Origin of the sequence: Pseudonocardia sp., assembly GCF_035305885.1 — a bacterium.
GTDB lineage: Bacteria > Actinomycetota > Actinomycetes > Mycobacteriales > Pseudonocardiaceae > Pseudonocardia.
The window spans coordinates 1-18,769 of record NZ_DATGOP010000048.1 but is presented as its reverse complement, the minus strand read 5'-3'; the positions used below and the strand labels follow the sequence as shown (position 1 = coordinate 18,769).

At 74.2% G+C, this 18,769-nt stretch carries 20 protein-coding genes and 1 pseudogene; 13 read left to right on the top strand and 8 right to left on the bottom strand.

Annotated elements, in window-relative coordinates:
- The first annotated feature begins 19 nt into the window (after positions 1-19).
- On the top strand, positions 20-364 hold the full coding sequence (locus tag VKZ81_RS08655) for an ArsR/SmtB family transcription factor (protein WP_324240929.1): 345 nt from the start codon (positions 20-22) through the stop codon (positions 362-364).
- Entirely contained in the window at positions 361-810 is a 450-nt protein-coding gene (locus tag VKZ81_RS08650; RefSeq protein ID WP_324240928.1) for an SRPBCC family protein, read from the top strand. The genes VKZ81_RS08655 and VKZ81_RS08650 overlap by 4 nt, the downstream gene beginning before the upstream one ends.
- A 4-nt stretch (positions 811-814) precedes the next feature.
- On the opposite strand, the gene VKZ81_RS08645 is transcribed toward VKZ81_RS08650, so the two are convergent.
- Positions 815-1,825 carry a P1 family peptidase gene (locus tag VKZ81_RS08645; RefSeq protein WP_324240927.1) on the bottom strand — a complete coding sequence of 337 codons (1,011 nt, stop codon included), beginning with the start codon at positions 1,823-1,825 and terminating at the stop codon, positions 815-817.
- A gap of 35 nt (positions 1,826-1,860) precedes the next feature.
- Complete coding sequence (locus VKZ81_RS08640; protein WP_324240926.1) at positions 1,861-2,763, bottom strand: LysR family transcriptional regulator; 903 nt, start codon at positions 2,761-2,763, stop codon at positions 1,861-1,863.
- Positions 2,764-2,872: 109 nt separating this feature from the next.
- On the opposite strand from VKZ81_RS08640, the gene VKZ81_RS08635 reads away from it, so the two are divergent.
- Complete coding sequence (locus VKZ81_RS08635; RefSeq protein WP_324240925.1) at positions 2,873-4,096, top strand: MFS transporter; 1,224 nt, start codon at positions 2,873-2,875, stop codon at positions 4,094-4,096.
- Positions 4,097-4,100: 4 nt separating this feature from the next.
- Here the strand turns inward: VKZ81_RS08635 and VKZ81_RS08630 are convergent, their stop codons facing one another.
- On the bottom strand, positions 4,101-4,436 hold the full coding sequence (locus VKZ81_RS08630) for a hypothetical protein (RefSeq protein WP_324240924.1): 336 nt from the start codon (positions 4,434-4,436) through the stop codon (positions 4,101-4,103).
- A 160-nt stretch (positions 4,437-4,596) separates the two neighbouring features.
- Between VKZ81_RS08630 and VKZ81_RS08625 the strand changes: the two genes are divergently transcribed.
- From VKZ81_RS08625 to VKZ81_RS08615, 3 genes are read left to right on the top strand one after another with little or no spacing between them, the layout of a single operon-like run.
- Complete coding sequence (locus VKZ81_RS08625; RefSeq protein WP_324240923.1) at positions 4,597-5,295, top strand: 2OG-Fe(II) oxygenase; 699 nt, start codon at positions 4,597-4,599, stop codon at positions 5,293-5,295.
- 25 nt (positions 5,296-5,320) lie between these two features.
- A complete protein-coding gene (locus tag VKZ81_RS08620) occupies positions 5,321-5,650 on the top strand; it encodes a hypothetical protein (protein WP_324240922.1) in 330 nt (109 codons plus the stop codon).
- Positions 5,650-6,309, top strand: a complete 660-nt coding sequence (locus tag VKZ81_RS08615) for an alpha-ketoglutarate-dependent dioxygenase AlkB family protein (protein ID WP_324240921.1) — start codon at positions 5,650-5,652, stop codon at positions 6,307-6,309. The genes VKZ81_RS08620 and VKZ81_RS08615 overlap by 1 nt, the downstream gene beginning before the upstream one ends.
- 56 nt (positions 6,310-6,365) lie before the next feature.
- Here VKZ81_RS08615 and VKZ81_RS08610 read toward each other — a convergent pair whose 3' ends face one another.
- The 5 genes from VKZ81_RS08610 to mftF form a co-directional block, all read right to left on the bottom strand.
- Positions 6,366-7,169, bottom strand: a complete 804-nt coding sequence (locus VKZ81_RS08610; protein ID WP_324240920.1) for an SRPBCC family protein — start codon at positions 7,167-7,169, stop codon at positions 6,366-6,368.
- 73 nt (positions 7,170-7,242) lie between these two features.
- Positions 7,243-8,094, bottom strand: a complete 852-nt coding sequence (locus VKZ81_RS08605) for an FAD binding domain-containing protein (protein ID WP_324240919.1) — start codon at positions 8,092-8,094, stop codon at positions 7,243-7,245.
- Positions 8,091-10,574: a xanthine dehydrogenase family protein molybdopterin-binding subunit gene (locus tag VKZ81_RS08600; RefSeq protein WP_324240918.1), complete on the bottom strand. Its 2,484-nt coding sequence runs from the start codon at positions 10,572-10,574 to the stop codon at positions 8,091-8,093. The genes VKZ81_RS08605 and VKZ81_RS08600 overlap by 4 nt, the downstream gene beginning before the upstream one ends.
- 1 nt (position 10,575) lies before the next feature.
- The gene (locus VKZ81_RS08595) at positions 10,576-11,091 is read right to left on the bottom strand and encodes a (2Fe-2S)-binding protein (protein WP_324240917.1); all 516 of its coding nucleotides are present in this window, start codon (positions 11,089-11,091) and stop codon (positions 10,576-10,578) included.
- 304 nt (positions 11,092-11,395) lie between these two features.
- Positions 11,396-12,814 (bottom strand): mycofactocin biosynthesis glycosyltransferase MftF, encoded by a 1,419-nt coding sequence (gene mftF / locus VKZ81_RS08590; RefSeq protein WP_324240916.1) that lies wholly within the window; start codon positions 12,812-12,814, stop codon positions 11,396-11,398.
- A gap of 165 nt (positions 12,815-12,979) precedes the next feature.
- On the opposite strand from mftF, the gene VKZ81_RS08585 reads away from it, so the two are divergent.
- The 7 genes and pseudogenes from VKZ81_RS08585 (at position 12,980) to VKZ81_RS08555 (ending at position 18,758) form a co-directional block, all read left to right on the top strand.
- Positions 12,980-14,128, top strand: coding sequence for an alkaline phosphatase family protein (locus VKZ81_RS08585; protein WP_324240915.1), 1,149 nt, complete (start codon positions 12,980-12,982; stop codon positions 14,126-14,128).
- A gap of 166 nt (positions 14,129-14,294) precedes the next feature.
- Positions 14,295-14,489, top strand: coding sequence for a hypothetical protein (locus tag VKZ81_RS08580; RefSeq protein WP_324240914.1), 195 nt, complete (start codon positions 14,295-14,297; stop codon positions 14,487-14,489).
- Positions 14,490-14,743: 254 nt separating this feature from the next.
- Positions 14,744-14,878 (top strand): hypothetical protein, encoded by a 135-nt coding sequence (locus tag VKZ81_RS08575; protein WP_324240913.1) that lies wholly within the window; start codon positions 14,744-14,746, stop codon positions 14,876-14,878.
- Positions 14,878-15,867: a hydroxyacid dehydrogenase gene (locus VKZ81_RS08570; protein ID WP_324240912.1), complete on the top strand. Its 990-nt coding sequence runs from the start codon at positions 14,878-14,880 to the stop codon at positions 15,865-15,867. The genes VKZ81_RS08575 and VKZ81_RS08570 overlap by 1 nt, the downstream gene beginning before the upstream one ends.
- Before the next feature lie 163 nt (positions 15,868-16,030).
- Positions 16,031-16,600 (top strand): DUF2264 domain-containing protein, encoded by a 570-nt coding sequence (locus VKZ81_RS08565; RefSeq protein WP_324240911.1) that lies wholly within the window; start codon positions 16,031-16,033, stop codon positions 16,598-16,600.
- A gap of 864 nt (positions 16,601-17,464) precedes the next feature.
- A complete protein-coding gene (locus VKZ81_RS08560) occupies positions 17,465-17,722 on the top strand; it encodes a hypothetical protein (RefSeq protein WP_324240910.1) in 258 nt (85 codons plus the stop codon).
- A 127-nt stretch (positions 17,723-17,849) separates the two neighbouring features.
- A pseudogene (locus tag VKZ81_RS08555) lies at positions 17,850-18,758 on the top strand (IS5 family transposase).
- The last annotated feature ends 11 nt before the right edge of the window (positions 18,759-18,769 follow it).

Here is an 18,769-nt window from a genome sequence, read left to right as displayed (position 1 = left end):
GATGATGAAGTGTGCGGCGATGCCGCAGCGTCCCAAGTCCTCGCCCGCCGACCGGGTGTTCTCCGCGCTGGCCAACCCCACCCGGCGCGACGTGCTCGACCTGCTGCTGGAGGGGCCGCGCCCGGTCCAGGACATCGCCGACCGGTTCGACATGACCCGCCCGAGCGTGTCGGAACACCTCAAGGTGCTCCGGGAGGCCGGCCTGGTCAGCGAGACGCGGCAGGGCAGGCAGCGCCTCTACGCCGTCGAGCCCGGCCCGCTGCGCGACCTGCAGGAGTGGCTGCTGCCCTACGAGCGGTTCTGGCGGGACAAGATCCGCGCGCTCGGCGAGCTCCTCGACGCCGACCGGGATGCCCACCCATGACCGGCACCGACCTCACCACCATCCACGTCGACCAGTTCCTCGCCCACCCACCGCCCCGGGTCTGGCGGGCGCTCGTCGACCCCGAGCTGCTCGCCGTGTGGTTCATGCCCACCGACTTCGCGCCCGTCGTCGGCCACCGCTTCACCTTCCGCGCGAAACCGCTGGAGGCCACCCGCTTCAGCGGCGTGGTCGCGGGGGAGGTGCTGGCCGTGGAGCCGGAGCGGCTGCTGCGCTACACCTGGACCGACGCCGAGCGGCCCGACGGGCTGAACTCGACGGTGACGTGGACGCTCGAGCCCGAGGGCCGCGGGACGCGGCTGTTCCTCGAGCACAGCGGGTTCGACCCGGACGACCCGATCCAGCAGCTGTCCCGCTCGATCATGGGCGGTGGCTGGCGCAGCCACGTGATGCGCAGCCTGGACCGGTACCTGAGCCGAGTCGCCTGACGGGTCAGCCCGCGGCCCCGACCACGTCGCGGTAGCTGCGCCACGTGCGGGCGGGCGTCCGCACCGTCTCGGCCGCGAGGAGCGCGTGCGCGATCGCCCGGCTGACGACGTCGGCGGCCGCGGCGTGCAGCGCGACGAGCCCGCGCAGGTCCGGGGCGGGCCGGGCCGTGGTGGACAGCGCGAAGACCGCGTCGCCGTCGGTCGCGGTGTGGGCGGGCGAGATCGCGCGGGCCAGCCCGTCGTGGCCCATCGTCGCGAGCCGGCCGCACCCGGCCTTGTCGAGCGTGACGTCGGTGGCGACGACCGCGAGCGTGGTCGCGACGCCGAGCGCGGGCGCGAGCGGTGCGGAGCGCAGCTCCTCCAGCGCGGCGGGCCCGACCTCGAAGCGCGGGAACTCGCCGGGCAGGCCGGCCCGCGCCCCGAGCAGCTCGCCCGTGGCCGGGTCGACCGGGGAGCCGGCCGCGTTCGCGACCGCGAGCGCGGCCACGGTGGCACCGTCGTCGAGCACCGCGCTGGCCGTGCCCACGCCGCCCTTGAGCCCGCCGGCCACGGCGCCCGTGCCGGCGCCGACCACGCCCTGCGGGACCGGCCCGTCGCTCGCCGCGTCGTAGGCCGCGGCGCCGGTGGCCGCGTCCGGCCGGGCGGTGAACGCGCCGCCGCGGCCGAGGTCGAACACGACGGCGCCCGGCACGATCGGCACGACGCCGCCCGGCACGGGGAACCCGACCCCCGCCTCCTCCAGCCGGGCCATCACGCCGCCCGCGGCCGCGAGCCCGTAGGCGCTGCCGCCGGAGAGGACGACGGCGTGCACGCGCTGGACGGTCGCGCCCGGGTGCAGGAGGTCGGTCTCGCGCGTCCCGGGCGCCGCGCCCCGCACGTCCGCGCCCGCCACCGCGCCGCCGTCGGGGGCGAGCACCACCGTCGTGCCGCTGAGGGCGCCGGGCCCCTCGATCGAGGCGTGGCCGACCCGCAGGCCGGGGACGTCGGTCAAGCAGTTGCGGGGTCCGGGGAGCATGGAGCCATCATCGCGCCCGCCCGTCCGCGCGCTGGTCAAGGGGCCGCTTCGCGATCATGCACCGCCCGCCGCAGCTCCGACATCAGCACCAGCGCGGGCCGCGGCAGCGGGCGGGTCGCCGACGTGGCGAGCGTGACGCTCCACGTCGGTTGGTCCCCCTCGACCGGCACCACGACCAGGCCGGAGTCCTCGTCGAAGGCGCTCTCGGGGAGGAACGCGAGCACATGGCCCTGCCGGATCAGCGCCGCCGCGGTGGCGTAGTCGGTGACCTCCAGCGACACCCGCCTGCTGAGCCCCCTCCGGTCGAAGGCGAGGTCGACGATGTCGCGCGTGCCCCAGCCCTCGGGGAACTCGGCGAAGTGCTCGTCGGTGAGGTCCTCGAGGCGCACCCCGTCGGCCCCCGCGAGCCGGTGGTCCGGGCCGCACACGAGCCGCAGCGGCTCCGTCGCCAACGTCTCCGTGACGAGCCCGGCCGGCGGGCGACGGGCGAACGCGACGAGAGCCAGGTCCACGGTGCCGTCGAGCAGCGCGTGGACGTGTCCGCGCGAACCCATCGTCGAGTGCTGGACGCGGACCCGCACGGCCGGGTGGGCGCGGTGGAACCGCCCGAGCACGCCGGCCACGTCGACCCCCGGCGTGCTCAGCATGCTCCCCACCACGACCGAGCCGTGCAGTTCGCCGTGGTGCGCCTGCACCGCGTCGTGCGCGGCGCGGGCGGCCTCGAGGGCGGCGCGGGCGTTGGGCAGCATCGCCGCGCCCGCGTCGGACAGGCGGACGTGCCTGCTGTCGCGGACGAACAGCGGCGCGCCCACCTCCCGCTCCAGCGCGCGGATCGCGGTGGAGACCCCGGACTGCACGACGCGCAGGCGCCGGGCGGCCTTCGTGAAGCTCAGCTCCTCGGCGACGGCGACGAAGTAGGCGAGTTGGCGCAGCTCCACTCAATCAATCTACATCAGAGATAGCAACGTGCATAAACATTCGTTGGACGTGATTGATCGCAGCACGGAGAGTGGATGCCGGACACCAACGAGATCGAGAGGAACCCCGGTGACCACCTCCGCCACGATGAGCCCACCGGCCGTCGCGACCGACGGCTCGCGCTCGCACGACCGCGGCTTCTGGATCGTCGCGTTCACGTTCGCGGTGACGATGGCGTTCTCGGCCGCGCCCGCCCCGCTCTACGTCCTCTACCAGGCCGAGCAAGGCTTCGGCCCGTTCACCGTCACGGTCGTCTTCGCCACGTACGCGGTCGGTGTGCTCGCGAGCCTGTTCCTCGCGGGGCACGTCTCCGACTGGGTCGGGCGCCGCCGGATGCTGGTTCCCGCGGTGCTGGTCAACGTCCTCGCGGCGACGATCTTCCTCGAGTGGACGTCGCTGCCCGCGCTGCTCGTCGCGCGGTTCGTGTCGGGCATCAGCATCGGGATGCTCACGGCGACGGCGACGGCGCACCTCGCGGAGCTGCACATGGCCGCGCGGCCGGGCGCCGCCCGCACGCGGGCGGACGTCGTCGCCACGGCGGCCAACCTCGGCGGCATCGGGCTCGGCCCGCTCGTCGCCGGCCTGCTGGCGCAGTACGCGGGCGCCCCGCTGCACCTGCCGTACCTGGTGTTCGAGGTCCTCATGCTGGTCGCGGCGCTCGCGTTGACGCTGGTGCCGGAGACGGTGGAGCCGTGGCGCGTGGCGTACCGGCCGCAGCGGGTCTCGGTGCCGCACGCGGACCGCGCCCGCTACTTCGCGGCCGCCGCGGCGGCGCTGGTGCAGTTCGCGGTGTTCGGCCTGTTCACCTCGCTCGCGCCCGCGTTCCTGGCCGGTGTGCTGCACCAGGATTCGCACGCGCTGGCCGGGGTGGCGTCGTTCGCGGTGTTCGCCGCCGCGGCGATCGCCCAGATCGTGGTGTCCCGCGCCCCGCTGCGCCACCAGCTCCGCTTCGGCCTCGGGGCGCTGGTGGCCGGGATCGTGCTCGTGGCGGTCGCGGTGCAGCTGCCGAGCCTCGCGCTGTTCCTCGTCGGCGGCGTGGTCGCGGGTGCGGGCGCGGGCGCCGGCTTCAAGACGGCCATGGGCATCGTGCTGTCGGTCTGCACGCCCGAGGCGCGCAGCGAGGCGCTCGCCGGGCTGTTCCTGGCCGGCTACGTCGGGCTGACCGTGCCGGTGCTGGGGCTCGGGCTGGCCGTGCAGCTGGTGTCGGTGCAGACCGCGCTGATCGGGTTCGCGGTGGCGCTGCTGGCGATCCTCGCCCTGGTCGGCAGGCGCCTGTTCGCCGCCGCGCACTGACCGACTAGCAGCTCGCGCTGAGGTTCCCGCAGTACATCCACCCGTCCGCCCCGAAGGACGTGCGGACGAAGTACCAGCGGTTGCCCTCCGGGTTGATGGCGAACTTGTTCCACTCCAATCCGGTGCCGGGACGCAGCCACACCAGGGCCTCGCAGAACTCCCGGTAGCACTTCCTGATCGGACCGCGGTCGACGACCCGGGTCCTGGCCCAGCCCTCGTCCTCGACCGTCGCCGCTGCAGCCGTCCCGCCTCCCGGTGGGACGGCTGCAGGCGTCATCGGGACCACGCCGAGCACGGCCACCAGGCCCAGGACGGTGGAAATCCTCGCGACGACGCTCACCGCACATCCCCCTCGGCTCGTCGGCCACCACGCTATGGCCGGTGACGGCGACGGGCATTGCCCCCGCGTGCAGTCCCGTTCGCCATCGGTGCACTCCGGGTCGCGGGCCCGCGGCCGAATCCCGCCAGCGGGAGGGCGCCACGCGCGCGAGGCTGGAGCCATGACCGCCGTGCTGGACCGACTGGACGTCCCCGCACTGCAGGAGCGCCTCGACACCGACGGCGTCGCGAGCACCGGGCCGCTGCTCACCCCCGAGCAGTGTGCGGAGGTGATCGCGATGTTCGACGAGGACGAGCGGTTCCGCAGCACCGTGGTGATGGCGCGCCACGCGTTCGGCGAGGGCAGCTACCGCTACTTCGCCGACCCCCTCCCGCCACTCGTGCAGCAGCTGCGCGAGCAGCTGTACCCGCCGCTCGCGCGCATCGCGAACACCTGGGCCGAAAGGCTGGGCGAACGCACGTTCCCGACCGAGCTCGACGCGCTGCTGGCCGAGTGCGCCGCGGCGGGGCAGCACCGCCCCACCCCGCTCCTGCTCCGCTACGGGCCGGGCGGCTACAACTGCCTGCACCAGGACGTCTACGGGGAGCTGGCGTTCCCGCTGCAGTTCCTCGTGATGCTGAGCCGCCCCGACGAGGACTTCACCGGCGGGGAGAGCGTGTTCGTCGAGCAGCGGCCGCGCCGGCAGTCGCGCCCGACCGTGCTGCGCCCGCGGCAGGGCGAGGCCGTGGTGTTCCCGGTGCACCACCGGCCCCGGCGCGGCTCCCGCGGGTTCCACCGCGTGCAGGTGCGGCACGGCGTGAGCACCGTGCGCAGCGGCAGCCGGTACGTGCTGGGGATCATCTTCCACAACGCGCGGTGACGCGCCGATCGGGCACGATGCACCCGTGCCCGAGTCCCATCTCGACCGGTTGGTCGAGGCGATCGAGCGGGAGGACCGAGCCGTGTTCGCCGACCCCGACGCCCGCGGCCGCCTCCGGCTCGCCGAGTACCGCGGTGAACGCTGCGACCCACCGCTCGTGCTCGACTCCACCGAGGAGGAGTTCGACGCCGCCGTGCCCACCACGGGCCGCGGCACGCGGTCGCGCTGGCCGGCGGACCCCGTACCGGAGGCCGGCATCGAGCTGATGCTCGTGGACCGCTCCGAGAGCACGTCGAAGGAGCGGCGTCCGCGGTCGCGCACCTGCATCGACAACGGTCGGATCGGGGCCGGGTGATGCCGCTCGAGCTGGTCCCCCGGGAGCGCCGCGTCCTCGCCCCCGGCGCCGTGCACGTCCCGGACTGGCTCGACCTCGACCGCCAGCGGGCCCTCGTGCGGGCCTGCCGGGAATGGGCGCGCGAGGGCCCGGGGATGCGCGCGGCCGTGCTGCCGACCGGCGGCCGGATGACCGTGCGCAGCGTGTGCCTCGGCTGGCACTGGTACCCGTACCGCTATTCGCGCACCCGCGACGACCAGGACGGGTCCCCGGTGCTCCCGTTCCCGGAGTGGCTCGGCGAGCTCGGCCGGGAGGCGCTGGCCGACGCCTACGGCGACCCCGAGCGCGCCCGCGGCTACCGCCCGGACATCGCGTTGATCAACCACTACGGGCCGGACGCGCGGATGGGGATGCACCGCGACGGCGACGAGCGGGCGCCCGACCCGGTGGTGTCGTTCAGCATCGGGGCGGCGTGCGTGTTCCGGTTCGGCAACACCGGCGACCGCGGGCGGCCGTGGACCGACGTGGAGCTGCGCTCCGGCGACCTGGTGGTGTTCGGCGACGAGAGCCGCCTCGCCTACCACGGCGTGCCGAAGCTGCTCCCCGACGTCGACGTGCCCGACACCGGCCTCTCGGCCGGCCGGCTGAACATCACGCTGCGCGTCTCCGGCCTGTCCTGACCAAAAGATCGGCTCCCCCGCCGGCGGGTGCCGACGGGGGAGCCGTGGTGTCGTCGTCAGCCGCGGCGGCTGCGGCGGATCAGGAAGATGATCAGCAGGAGCAGGGCGCCCGCCGCCACCGGGGCGATGCGCTTCATCACCGGCGCACCGGCGGTGTCGAGCAGGTCGATCGCGTCGACCTCGCTGCGCAGCGGGCCGCTGCTGGTCGCGGGCTTCGAGGCGAGCACGGGCCCCTTCGCCGCCTCCGCCGACCCGCTGCCGTTGGTGCTGCCGCTCGTGGTGCCGGTCGCGGCGGGCGCGACGACCGAGCCGGCCGCGGCCGACGGCGCCGAGTCCCCCGTACCGCTCGGTGCCGACGAGGGCGTGGACGCAGCCGGAGCGGGCGCCTCCTCCTTCGCCGCGGGCTCCTCGGCCTCCGGCGCGAGCTTGCTGGCCACACACGCCGAGAACTGGCCGATGATCTTGTCGGCGACGTCGGAGATGACGCCGCGGCCGAACTGGGCGGGCCGGCCCGTGATGGTCATGTCGGTGACCATCGTGACGGCCGTCCGGTTCGGCCCGTCGGCCACCATCGTGCCGGTCACGGTGGCGCTCGCGGTGCCGTTGCCGCGGGCGTCGCGGCCGCTGGCCTCGATGACGACCCTGTGGTTCGCGTCGTCGCGCTCGACGTAGGTGCCCTTCCCCTTGTACGTGAGCGAGATCGGCCCGAGCTTCACCTTGACGGTGCCGGTGAACGAGTCGCCCTCGTACTCCTGCAGGGTGGCGCCGGGGAAGCAGGGAGCCACCGTCTCCGGTGTGTTCAGCGCCTCCCACGCCTTCTCGATCGGCGCGTCGATCGTGAACTTGTTCTCCAGCTGCATCAGTAAGTCTCCTCCACAAAGCCGCAGGACGCCTGCCCCGGATGACCGAAGCAGGCGTCCTGCGGGACGAGCGTCAGCCTGCGGCCGCCAGCACCGCGCGGCCCGTGAGCACCTTGGCCAGGTGTTCACGGTAGTCCGCAGCGGCATCGGCGTCACTCGGCGCGGCGGTGCCCTCGGTGACCCGTTCGGCTGCCGCCCGCACCGCCTCGGCGGTTGCGGGTTGCCCCACGAGGGCCTCTTCCACACCTCGCGCGCGGATCGGCGTCGCGCCCATGTTCGTGAGCCCGACCCTCGCCTCGGCGATGGTGCCGCCCTCGACCCGGACGGCGGCCGCGATCGCGACCATCGACCAGGCCTGCGCGGTGCGGTTGAACTTCTCGTAGTGGCTGCCCCAGCCCGTGTATTTCGGGAACCGGATCGCCGTGAGGATGTCGCCCTCGCCGAGCGCGGTGGTGAAGTAGTCGACGAAGAACTCCGACGCGGGCACCGTGCGGCGCCCGGACGGCCCGACGATGTCCATCTCCGCGTCGAGGGCGAGCGCGACGGCCCCCAGGTCACCGGCCGGGTCGGCGTGGGCGAGCGACCCGCCCAGCGTGCCGCGGTGGCGCACCTGGCTGTCGGCGACCGTCTCGGTGGCCTGCCCGAGCAGCGCGACGTGCTGCTGCACGGCCTCGTCGCGGATGATGTCGTAGTACGTCGTCATCGCGCCGACCACGACGCGGTCGCCCTCGTCGCGGATCCCGCGCAGCTCGGCGATGCCGCCGAGGTCCACCAGCAGGCTCGGCGCGGCGAGCCGCAGCCGCAGCACCGGCAGCAGGCTCTGCCCACCTGCGATGATCTTGGCGTCGTCGCCGCCCTGCTGCAGGGCCTGGACTGCCTCTTCGACCGACGACGGCTTGACGTAGTCGAACTTGGCGGGGATCACTGGACCTCTCCCTGGGGGTTGTTCGGGTCGATCGAGCCGAGGCCCGCGCCCGGCGAATGGGTGTCGACGGGGGTCTCCTGCGTGGAGCGGCCCTTCGCCTCCTGGATGGCGCGCCACACGCGCTGCGGCGTGCACGGCATCTCGATGTCGGTGACGCCGAGGTGGCGCACCGCGTCGATCACACCGTTGACGATCGCCGGGGTGGAGGCGATGGTGCCCGCCTCCCCGACGCCCTTCACCCCGAGCGGGTTGGAGGTGGCCGGCGTGCTCACCACGCGGGTGTCGAAGCTGGGCAGGTCGGCGGGCGAGGGCAGCGTGTAGTCGACGAACGTGGCGTTGACCAGCGTGCCCTGCTCGTCGTAGTTGGCCTCCTCGAACAGCGCCTGCGCGATGCCCTGCGCGAGCCCGCCGTGCACCTGGCCCTCGACGATCAGCGGGTTGATCACGTTGCCGACGTCGTCGACGCACACGTACTTGCGCAGCCGGACGCGCCCGGTCTCGGTGTCGACCTCGATCGCGGCGAGGTGGGTGCCGTGCGGGAAGGAGAAGTTCTCCGGGTCGTACACGGCGTCGGCGTCGAGCGAGGGCTCCATCCCCTCCGGCAGGTCGTGCGCCATGAAGGCGGCGAACGCGATCTCCTGGATGGACTTGCCCTTGTCGGTGCCGCGCACCGAGAACGTGCCGTTGGAGAACTCGATGTCGTTCTCGTCGGCCTCCAACATGTGCGCCGCGAGCTTCTTGGCCTTGGCGATCACCTTCTGCGCCGCGTTGACGATCGCGATGCCGCCCACGGCGAGCGAGCGCGACCCGTAGGTGTCGAGGCCCTTGGGCGCGATCTGGGTGTCGCCGTGCAGGATCTCGACGTCTTCGAACGGGACGCCCAGCTGGTCGGCGACGATCTGGCTGAACGCCGTCTCGTGCCCCTGTCCGTGCGGCGAGGCGCCGGTGATCACCTCGACCTTGCCGGTGGCGAGCATCCGGATGCTCGCGGCCTCCCAGCCGCCCGCTCCGTAGGACAGCGAGCCGAGCACCCGCGACGGCGCGAGCCCGCACATCTCGGTGAACGTCGAGATGCCGATGCCCAGCTGCACGGGGTCGCCGGAGCGACGACGCTCCTCCTGCTCGCGGCGCAGGCCCGCGTAGTCGAACAGCTCCATCGCCTGCTGCGTGGCCTGCTCGTAGTTGCCGGAGTCGTAAGTCAGCCCGGCGACCGTGGTGTACGGGAACTCGTCGTGCTTGATCCAGTTCTGCTCGCGCAGCTCCAGCGGGTCGCGCCCGAGCTCGACGGCGAGCTCGTCCATGATCCGCTCGATGGCGAACGTGGCCTCGGGCCGGCCCGCCCCGCGGTAGGCGTCGGTGAGCGTCTTCGTGGTGAAGACGTTGGTGCAGGCGAACCGGTAGGCGGGGATCTTGTAGATCGCGTTGAACATGAACGCGCCGAGGATCGGCACGCCCGGCCCGACCAGGCCGAGGTAGGCGCCCATGTCGGCGAGCAGCTTGACGTCCAGGCCGGTGATCGTGCCGTCCTTCTTGGCGGTGATCGTGATGTCCTGGATCTGGTCGCGCCCGTGGTGCGCGGCGAGCATCGACTCCGAGCGCGTCTCGGTCCACTTGATCGGCTTGCCGAGCTTCTGCGCCAGCACGACGCAGAGCATCTCCTCGGGGATCACGCCGATCTTGCCGCCGAAGCCGCCGCCCACGTCGGGGGCGATGACCCGCAGCTTGCTCTCGGGCACGCCCAGGACCACCGACGTCATCGTGCGCAGGATGTGCGGGATCTGGGTGGCCGAGTAGAAGGTGATCTGCTCACCGGTCGGATCCACGACCACGGAGCGCGGCTCCATGAACGCCGGGATGAGCCGCTGCTGGCGGAACCTGCGGCGCACGACGACGGAGTCGGGGTCGGACTCCGCGGCGGCGATCGCATCGGCGACGCTGCCGCCGGTGCCGGCCTCGCCGGAGTCGAACACCCAGGTGGCGCTCGCGTTGGTGCCGAGGTCGGGGTGGACGAGCGTGGCGCCCTCGGCGAGCGCGGCCTCCATGTCGAGCACCGGCTCGAGCGGCTCGTAGTCGACGTCGACCAGGTCGGCGGCGTCGCGGGCCTCGCCCGCGGAGCGGGCGACCACGACGGCGACGCCCTCACCGGCGAAGTGCACGGTGCTGCTGGCCAGGAGCGGCCGCTGGGGCGCCTTCTGATCGGGGGTGATCGGCCAGGCGCAGGGCAGGCCGATGCTCTCCACACCCAGGTCGGCGGCGGTGTAGACGCCGACGACGCCGGGCGCCTGCTTCGCGGCCGACGTGTCGATCCCGTTGATCCGCGCGTGCGCGAACGTCGAGCGGACCACGGAGATGTACAGCGTGCCGGCCGGGGTGATCGAGTCGGTGTAGCGCGAGCGGCCGGTGATCAGGCGCTCGTCCTCCTTGCGGACGCGTGGGCGGCCGATCTCGCCGTGCGTGGTGGGTTCGGCGGTCGTCGTCATGTCACTGGCCTCCAGCGACCGGGGTGGGCGTGTCGACCGGCGCCGTGGCGCCGGGCTTCATCGCGCGCGCCGCGCTCTGCACGGCCCGGACGATGTTCTGGTAGCCGGTGCAGCGGCACAGGTTGCCCTCGAGACCCTCGCGCACGGCCTGCTCGTCCGGGTCCGGGTTGTCGGCCAGCAGGTCGACCGCCTGCATGATCATGCCCGGCGTGCAGTAGCCGCACTGCAGCGCGTGGCACTCGTTGAACGCCTTCTGCACCGGGTGCAGCTCGCCGTCCCTGGCGAGCCCCTCGATGGTCGTGATCTCGGCGCCGTCCGCCTGCACCGCGAGCACGGAACAGGACTTCACGCTCTGCCCGTTCAGGTGCACCGTGCAGGCACCACAGTTGCTGGTGTCACAGCCGATGACCGTTCCGGTCTTCCCCAGGCGCTCCCTCAGGTAGTACACCAACAGCATGCGGGGTTCGACGTCGTCGACGTACTCCACGCCGTCGACGGTGACCCGAACCTGTGCCATGTGACCTCTCCTCACCACGAGCGCGGTGCCGCTCCCCCAGAGCGGCACTGGACGCACCGGACGCAGCCGAGCCACGCCCGGGTGCCGCACACGTCGTTGTGGCGGCGCCCACAATCAGACCGCCGATCATCCGGCCACGCAAGGCCGTTGGTCCTTGCTCCGCTGTGTTGGGACGACCCACCCGACTCGGATCAGCAACAGGACCGCAACTTCGGAGAAATCAAACGATGGGCTCCGCGTCTGCGGAAGTCGCTCGTGGCGAGGTTCACCTGTCCGGACGGCGGTGAAGATCACCCGACGGGGGTCAGGCGTCGGGTGAACGGTCCGGCCCGGTGCCGACCGGGCGCAGCGGCGCCACCGTGCGGTGCCGGATCGCGCCCCACCAGAGGCCGCCGCCGTAGGCGAGGTCGTCGAGCCTGCGGGCGACCAGGTAGCCGAGCAGGCCGGGCCGGCCGGGGGCGTCGCGCTTGCGCCACCAGTCGACCACGCCCTCGGCCAGTGCGATCAGCGCGACGGTGCGGCGGGCGCGGCGCGAGACCAGCGCCGCGGCCAGCGCGATCGGCCAGTAGTGGCGGGTGACGGCGTCCGCGGTCTGCTGCACGGTGCCGAGGGCGCCGAGCCCGATGAGCCGGGCCGCGGTGCGGCGCGGCTCGCGGACCGGGAGCTTGCGCGCGAGCTGCTCGGTGGCGCCCGCCAGCACCGCCAGCGCCGCGACCACCGACCACGGACGGCCGCGCAGCAGCAGCAGCGACACCGCCGCCGACCACGTGTTGAGCACCATCGGCGGCACCTGGCCGGGGTGGCGCAGCGACAGGGGTGCCGCGCCGGTGCCGTAGAACGCCTTGCGCAGCCACCAGTCGCGGGGGTTCGTGCGGTGCTCGTGCGCCACGCGGGAGGCGGGCTCGTAGCGCAGGCGCAGGCCGGCCTCGTGCAGCCGCAGCACCAGGTCGACGTCCTCCGCGACGTGCATGCGCTCGTCGAAGCCCGCCCCGACGGCGTCCCGGCGCACCACGAGCGCCGCGCTCGGCACGTAGGCCACGCGGCTCTTCGGGACCACGAGCGCGGGGTCGGGCCCCTGGTCCAGCGACGAGCGCACCGACTCGTACCCGCCCAGCCAGCCGTCGCCGCCCAGCGCGACGACCCGCGGCGCCACCAGCGCCACCGCCGGGTCGGCGAACCGGGCGAGCAGCGGCTCCAGCCAGCCGGGCTGCGGCACCACGTCGGAGTCGAGGAACGCGACGAGCGGGGTGCGGGCCGCCGCGAGCCCCGCGTTGCGGGCCGCCGCCGGGCCCTTCGCCACCTCGTGGCGCAGCAGCCGCGCGCCCGCCCGCTCGGCGACCGCGCGGATCGCGGCCGCGTCCGCGGAACCGTCGTCGACGACGATCGTGGCGCCGAGGCCGGCGGGGAGCGCGGCGAGCAGCCGGGCGAGCCCGTCGACGCGGTCCTTCACCGGCACGACGACGGTGACGTCCGACGCGGGCGGGATCGCGGACGCGGGCTCGGCCACCGGGTGCGCGATGCCCGCGTCGAGCAGCCTGCGGGCGAGCTTCGCCGAGAGGGCGTCGCGGACCTCGAGCGCGCCGTCCTCGATGCGGGCCGCCGCGGCCGGGGTCAGGCGCAGCATCCGCGGTGGGGCGCCGCCGAAGAGGGCGGTGCCGTCGTCGGTCACCATCGCGTGCCGGTCGAGCACGATCCGCATTCCGTCCGGCAGCCGGTCGTCCACGGTCGCGAGCCTAAGCGGCGATCACCCGCCTGGCCGCCCGTACCCAGAGCCCGACTCGCGCGCACCCAGACCGCGACTCGCCGACACGCAGAGCGCGACTCGCCGACAGCGGGGGCGGCTCGTGGAGGGGGAGACCGTGGGGCGTCCGGCTGGGAAGCTGGGGGCGTGGTCGAGCCGCTGCTGCCCGAGTACGGACGTCGCTCGCTCGCGGAGGTGCTGCCCGCGCTGCTCGCCGCGCTCGGCGTGCCAGGGCCGGCGCCCGCGCTCGCCGTACCGCCGGCGCGGGCGGCAGCGCTGCTGCTCGTCGACGGGCTCGGCAGCGAGCTGCTGCGCCGCCACGCCGCGGACGCGCCCTTCCTCGCGAGCCTGCCCGACCTCGGGCCGCTCACGGTGGGGTTCCCGTCCAGCACGTCGATCAGCCTCGCGTCGCTGGGCACCGGCGTGCCGCCGGGCGCGCACGGCCTGCTCGGCATCGTGCTGCGCGCGGACGGGCAGCTGCTCGACACCCTGCGCTGGACCGCCCAGGGTGGCCGCGACGACCTGCGCGAACGCCTCGTCCCCGAGGAGGTCCAGCCGGTCCCCACGGCGCTGGAGCGCGCCGCCGCCGACGGGGTCGGCGTCACCGTGGTCTCCCTGTCGGAGTTCGACGGCTCCGGGCTGACCAGGGCCACGCTGCGGGGCGGCCGCTACCAGGGCACGTACGCGATGGGCGACCTGGCCGCGGGCGTGCTCGCCGCGACCGCGGGCCCGGGGCGGCAGCTCTGCTACGCCTACCACCGCGACCTCGACCTGCTCGGCCACGTGCACGGCCCGGGGTCGCTGCCGTGGCGGCTGCAGCTCGCCCAGGTCGACCGGCTCGCCCAGATCGTCGCCGACCGGCTGCCGGCGGACGCGCTGCTCGCCATCACCGGCGACCACGGCATGGTCGCGGTCGACCGCCGTCACGACGTCGACACCGACGAGGCGCTCTCCGCCGGCGTGGACGCGGCGGCCGGTGACCCGCGGGCCCGCCACCTCCACGTCCACCCCGGCGCGCTCGACGACGTGCTCGCCACGTGGACCGAGGTGCTGGGCGACGGCGCCTGGGTGGTGCCGGGGGAGCAGGCGGTGGCCGACGGCTGGTTCGGGCTGCCGGTGGCCCCGCACGCCCGCGACCGCATCGGCGACGTCGTGGTCGCCGCGCGCGGGGGAACGGCCGTGATCCGCTCCCGCGCGGAGCGGGTGCTGTCGCGGATGCCGGGCCAGCACGGCTCGCTCACCGCCGATGAGCAGCTCGTGCCGCTGCTGGTGCACCGGCCACACCCGACCGGGTGAACTCCCCGAGACCCGCCGTTCGCCAACCTCAGATGTTCCTCAATTCTGTGGCCGCGCGATCCACGATTCCCCCACCCTGGTCTCACCTGTTGGAATTGGGGGGATCGCGATGGAGCTCGTCGCCGATGTCGAGCTGAGCGTTCGTGACCGGGCCATCCTCCGCGCCGTGGAGCGCGGACGCGCCGAGCTCGTGTGGGGCTCGGAGCCCGACCTCTACCTCGACGGCCGCTTCTGCTGCGACCAGAGCGCCGTCCACCGGCTGGTGCGGGCGGGCCTGATCGCGCCGGCCGTCGACTGCGCCGTGGGCGAGCGCGTCCCGGCCGTGATCACGACCGCGGGCCGGCTGGAGCTCGTGGCCTGACGCGGGCCCCCGCGCGGCGGAGGTGGCGTCCCCGCTCGTGAGCAGGCCGTCCGCCCGCCGGGAGCGGATCCTCGCGGTCCCGCGGGTCCGCGCCGGTGGCGGACCTCGCCGGAGTTCGGCGTCTCCCCGATTGCTGCGCCCCGACGTCGAGGCGCTCGCCCGGGCCGAGCAGGTCGTCCGCGTCGCCACGCCCGAGTACGACGCCCGGCCCGCGATCGCCCTCGACGACGTCGCGCTCGACCTTCACCGACCGGGTGGACGAGGGCTTCCCCGAGTACCACCCGCGCGTCGTGATCGGCTCGCTGTTCGCCCTCGTCCCGCCCGTCGTGGCCTTCCTGCTGTTGCAGCGGTACTGGCGTTGCGGCCTCACGGCGGGGACCGTGGAGTGATGGTCCGCGCCGCCTTCGCCATGGCCGTGTCCACCGCCCGCGAGCTGCTGCACCCGGCCGCCGTCGCCCGCATCGCCGCCGCCGTCGACATCGACCCCGAGGTGGTGCTCGACGACTTCGCCGGCGCCGACCTCGCCGACGTCGAGCTGCTGATCACCGGCTGGGGCTGTCCCCCGATCACCGCGGACGTGCTGGCCGCGGCACCCCGGCTGCGGGCGGTCGTCCACACCGCGGGCACGGTGCGCCAGCACGTCACCGAGGCCTGCTGGGACCGCGGCATCGCCGTCAGCTCGGCGGCGGCGGCCAACGCCGTCCCGGTCGCCGAATACGCCGTGGCGATGATCCTGCTCGCGGGCAAGCGGGTGCCCGACATCGCGCGGGAGTTCCGCGCGGCGCGGGCGCAGCTCGACTGGAACGCCCTGCATCCCGACGCGGGCAACTACGGCGCCACGGTCGGGCTGCTCGGCGCGTCGCTCGTCGGGCGGCGCACGGCCGACCTGCTGCGGCCGTTCGACCTCGAGGTGCTCCTGCACGACCCGTACGTGCCCGACGACGAGGTGCGCGCGCTCGGCGCCGAGCCGGTGGGGCTCGACGAGCTGTTCGCCCGCTCCCGCGTGGTGTCGCTGCACGCGCCGCTCCTGGACAGCACCCGGGGCATGGTCGACGCCCGGCTGCTCGGCCTGATGCCCGACCGCGCGACCCTGATCAACACCGCGCGGGGCGGCCTCGTCGACCACGCCGCGCTGGAGCGCGAGCTGCTGTCCGGGCGGCTGCGGGCCGTGCTCGACGTGACCACGCCGGAGCCGCTCCCGCCCGACTCCCCGCTGTGGGACTGCGACGGGGTGGTGCTCACCCCGCACATCGCCGGGTCCACGGGCAACGAGCTGCGCAGGCTCGCCGACGCCGCCGCCGACGAGGTGCGGCGGTGGGCGGCCGGGGAGCCGTTCGCCCACCCGGTGCGCCGCGAGCTGCTGCCGATCACCGCGTGACCATTCTGGAACGGGCCCCGATCCCGCCGACGACTTCGAGCTGGTGAGCGGGCCGGGGCCGCCGGGCCCGACGGTGGCCGCCCATCGGCGCACGGGCCGGGCGGGCAGCCGATGGTCGAGTCGGCGTCGGTGGCGCTCGGGCTGCTCGCCGCGCGGCGCCGACGTGGGCCTGCTCGCCGACGGCGAGCGGGACCGCCTCGAGGCGTGGTGGCGGGGCGCCCTGCGCCACGAGCCCGCGCCCGACAACCGGTACCCGTTCCCGATGACCGTGGCCGCCCTCCTCGAGGAGGACGGCCGCGCCTTCGACCACCACGTCGGCTGGGCCGCGCACCCCTACCCGGTGCCGGTGGCGCACCTGCGCGGCGACGAGGAACCGCCGGCGCGGCTCCGACCGCGTCTGGAGGAGTCCCTCGGCTCGTTCGCCGCCACGTTCGACGCAAGGCTCCCCGCTCTACCAGGGCCGCTCGCCGGCCCACCGGACCGCGGCGCTGTCGGCCGTCGCGCTGGGCAGGTCGTCGGGTGGACGCCGCTGCGGCCCGGCCGGACCCGGCGGATCCCGTCGGCGGGCCTGCGCTGCCTCCTCGACCGCGGCGCGCTCATCGACGATCTGATCTCCCGCGGCTGGCACGGGCCGCACGGGGCGACCCTGCAGAGCTACTCCGGCCCCGCGTCGCCGTACCGGGCGAGCAAGGGCTTCGTCGGGCCGCTGCTGCCCGCGACGGCGCCGCTGTGAACGGCGGTCGAGGAACCGCCGCCGCCGGCCGGGCCGGACCGCACGATCGTCATCCCGCGGTGGGCCGGCCGGTGCAGACCACCGGCCGTGGATGGCCCGGTGCGCGTGCACGACCGCGGCCACCTGAACCCGTGGGACGCCGACGGCGGCGAACCCGACCCGCCCCACGCCCAGGTTCGCCTGCTCCACCCGCACCGGGCCCACCGCCGTGCGCGGGCGTCGCCGACAACCACGTCTCCCGCCACGTGCGGATCCACCCGATCGGCAGCGGACCGGACCGGGTGGCCTCGTGGCACCAGCCGCAGCTCCCCTCCGCCGGTGGCGGGCGGGCCGGTGCTGCCGCAGGGCCGGATCGAGCGCCCGGTCGTCGCGCGGCGCGCGGGAGGTGCGCGTCCACCGGCTGCGCGCCGTGCCGGCGGGCGTTCCCGTCACGGTGACGGGATAGGCGCTCGCCGCGGCGGGTCCGCCGCAGTTCGACCAGCGCGTCGAGGGTCTCCCGGTGTCGGTGCGCGCCGCGACGAGGCGACCCGCCTCATCGGCTGCCACGGCTTCGACTCCGCCGGGGTCGAGCGGGCTCCGCAGGGCACGGCCTGCGGGGCGCGGGGCTCGTGCCCGTGCTGCGCGGCACGACGGTGCCCGCCCGAGCTGCTCGTGCCCGCGAGGTGTCGATCGGGTGGCCGGACGGGGCCGCACGAGCTGCTCCTGGACCGGCGCCACGCGTCCGTCACGACGCGCTCCCCGCGGCGTGAATCGAACGGTGACCCTCCTCACCTGCGCATTTCCGAGCCGGAACGGCGCCGTAGCATTTTCTGTCAAGTGGACCAGCGCCGCTCCCCTGCCTCCTCGCTCCCACAGGTGTGGCCCATGTTGTACGCATCCGACGCCCCCGATCCCATCGACACCGTCGCCAGCGTGCTGCCCGGCTACCGGTTCCCGTGCCCGGACATCGCCAGCGTCGACCGGCACATCGCCGAGCGCTGGGACCACGCCGGGCCCCGCTCCGGGCTCACCCCGCGGCTCAAGGCGGCGGCGCGGCAGGACGTCGACCGGCTGCTGGACCGGCGCCTCTACCTGATGACCGTCCGCGACGCCGAGTCCGAGCAGGTTCCGCGTGCGGCCTGACCCCGCGCTAGGCGGTGTTTAGAAAGTCGATCTTCGTCTGCTCGGCGGGCGTGTCGGTGAGCGGAGATGAGTGAGGTCTCCGGTAGATGGATCAACGACCAAGAAGACCATCACCACCGGAGACCTCGTGGCCAGCGTAGCGATCGGAGCCCGTAAAGACCTGACGGACCGGCAGTGGCGGACTTTGGAGCCGCTGCTGCCGCGTGCCGGGCGGCGTGGCCGGCCACCGAAATGGACGCGGCGGAGGCTGGTGGACGGCGTGCGGTGGCGGACCCGGGCTGGTGCGCCCTGGCGTGACGTGCCCGAGCGGTACGGGCACTGGCAGTCGGTCTACCACCTGTTCCGCCGTTTCCAGCGCGCGGGGGTCTGGCCGCTGGTGTGGGCGAAGCTGATGGCCTTCGCCGACGCCGCCGGGCTGGTCGCCTGGAGCGTGTCGGTGGACTCGACCGTCAACCGGGCCCATCAGCACGCCGCGGGTGCCCGCCGTGACGTCGGCGGGCAGGTCGAGCCGCCGGGAGACGAACCGCCCGATCATGGCCTGGGGCGCTCACGCGGTGGCCGCACCACCAAGATCCATCTGGCGTGCGAGCAGGGCCGCAAGCCGATGTCGGTGGTGATCACCGCAGGTCAGCGCGGCGACAGCCCGCAGTTTCGGCCGGTGCTGGAACGCATCCGGGTGGCCCGGTCCGGGCGGGGGCGGCCGCGCACCCGCCCGGACCGGGTTCTGGGCGACAAGGCCTACTCATCCAGGGTCAACCGGGCCTATCTGCGACGTCGCGGAATCACGGCCACCATCCCGGTGAAGGTCGATCAGCAGGCCAACCGCAAGGCCAAGGGCTCGGCCGGAGGGCGCCCGCCGGCGTTCTGCCCGGACACCTACCGGCTCCGCCACTCCGTGGAATGCGGCATCAACCTGCTGAAACAGCACCGGGCGGTCGCGACCCGCTAGGACAAGCTCGCTGTGCGCTACCAAGCCACCGTCGAAGTCGCCGTGATCGACATCTGGCTCCGAGCCGTCGCCAAGACCACTTTCTAAACAGGCCCTAG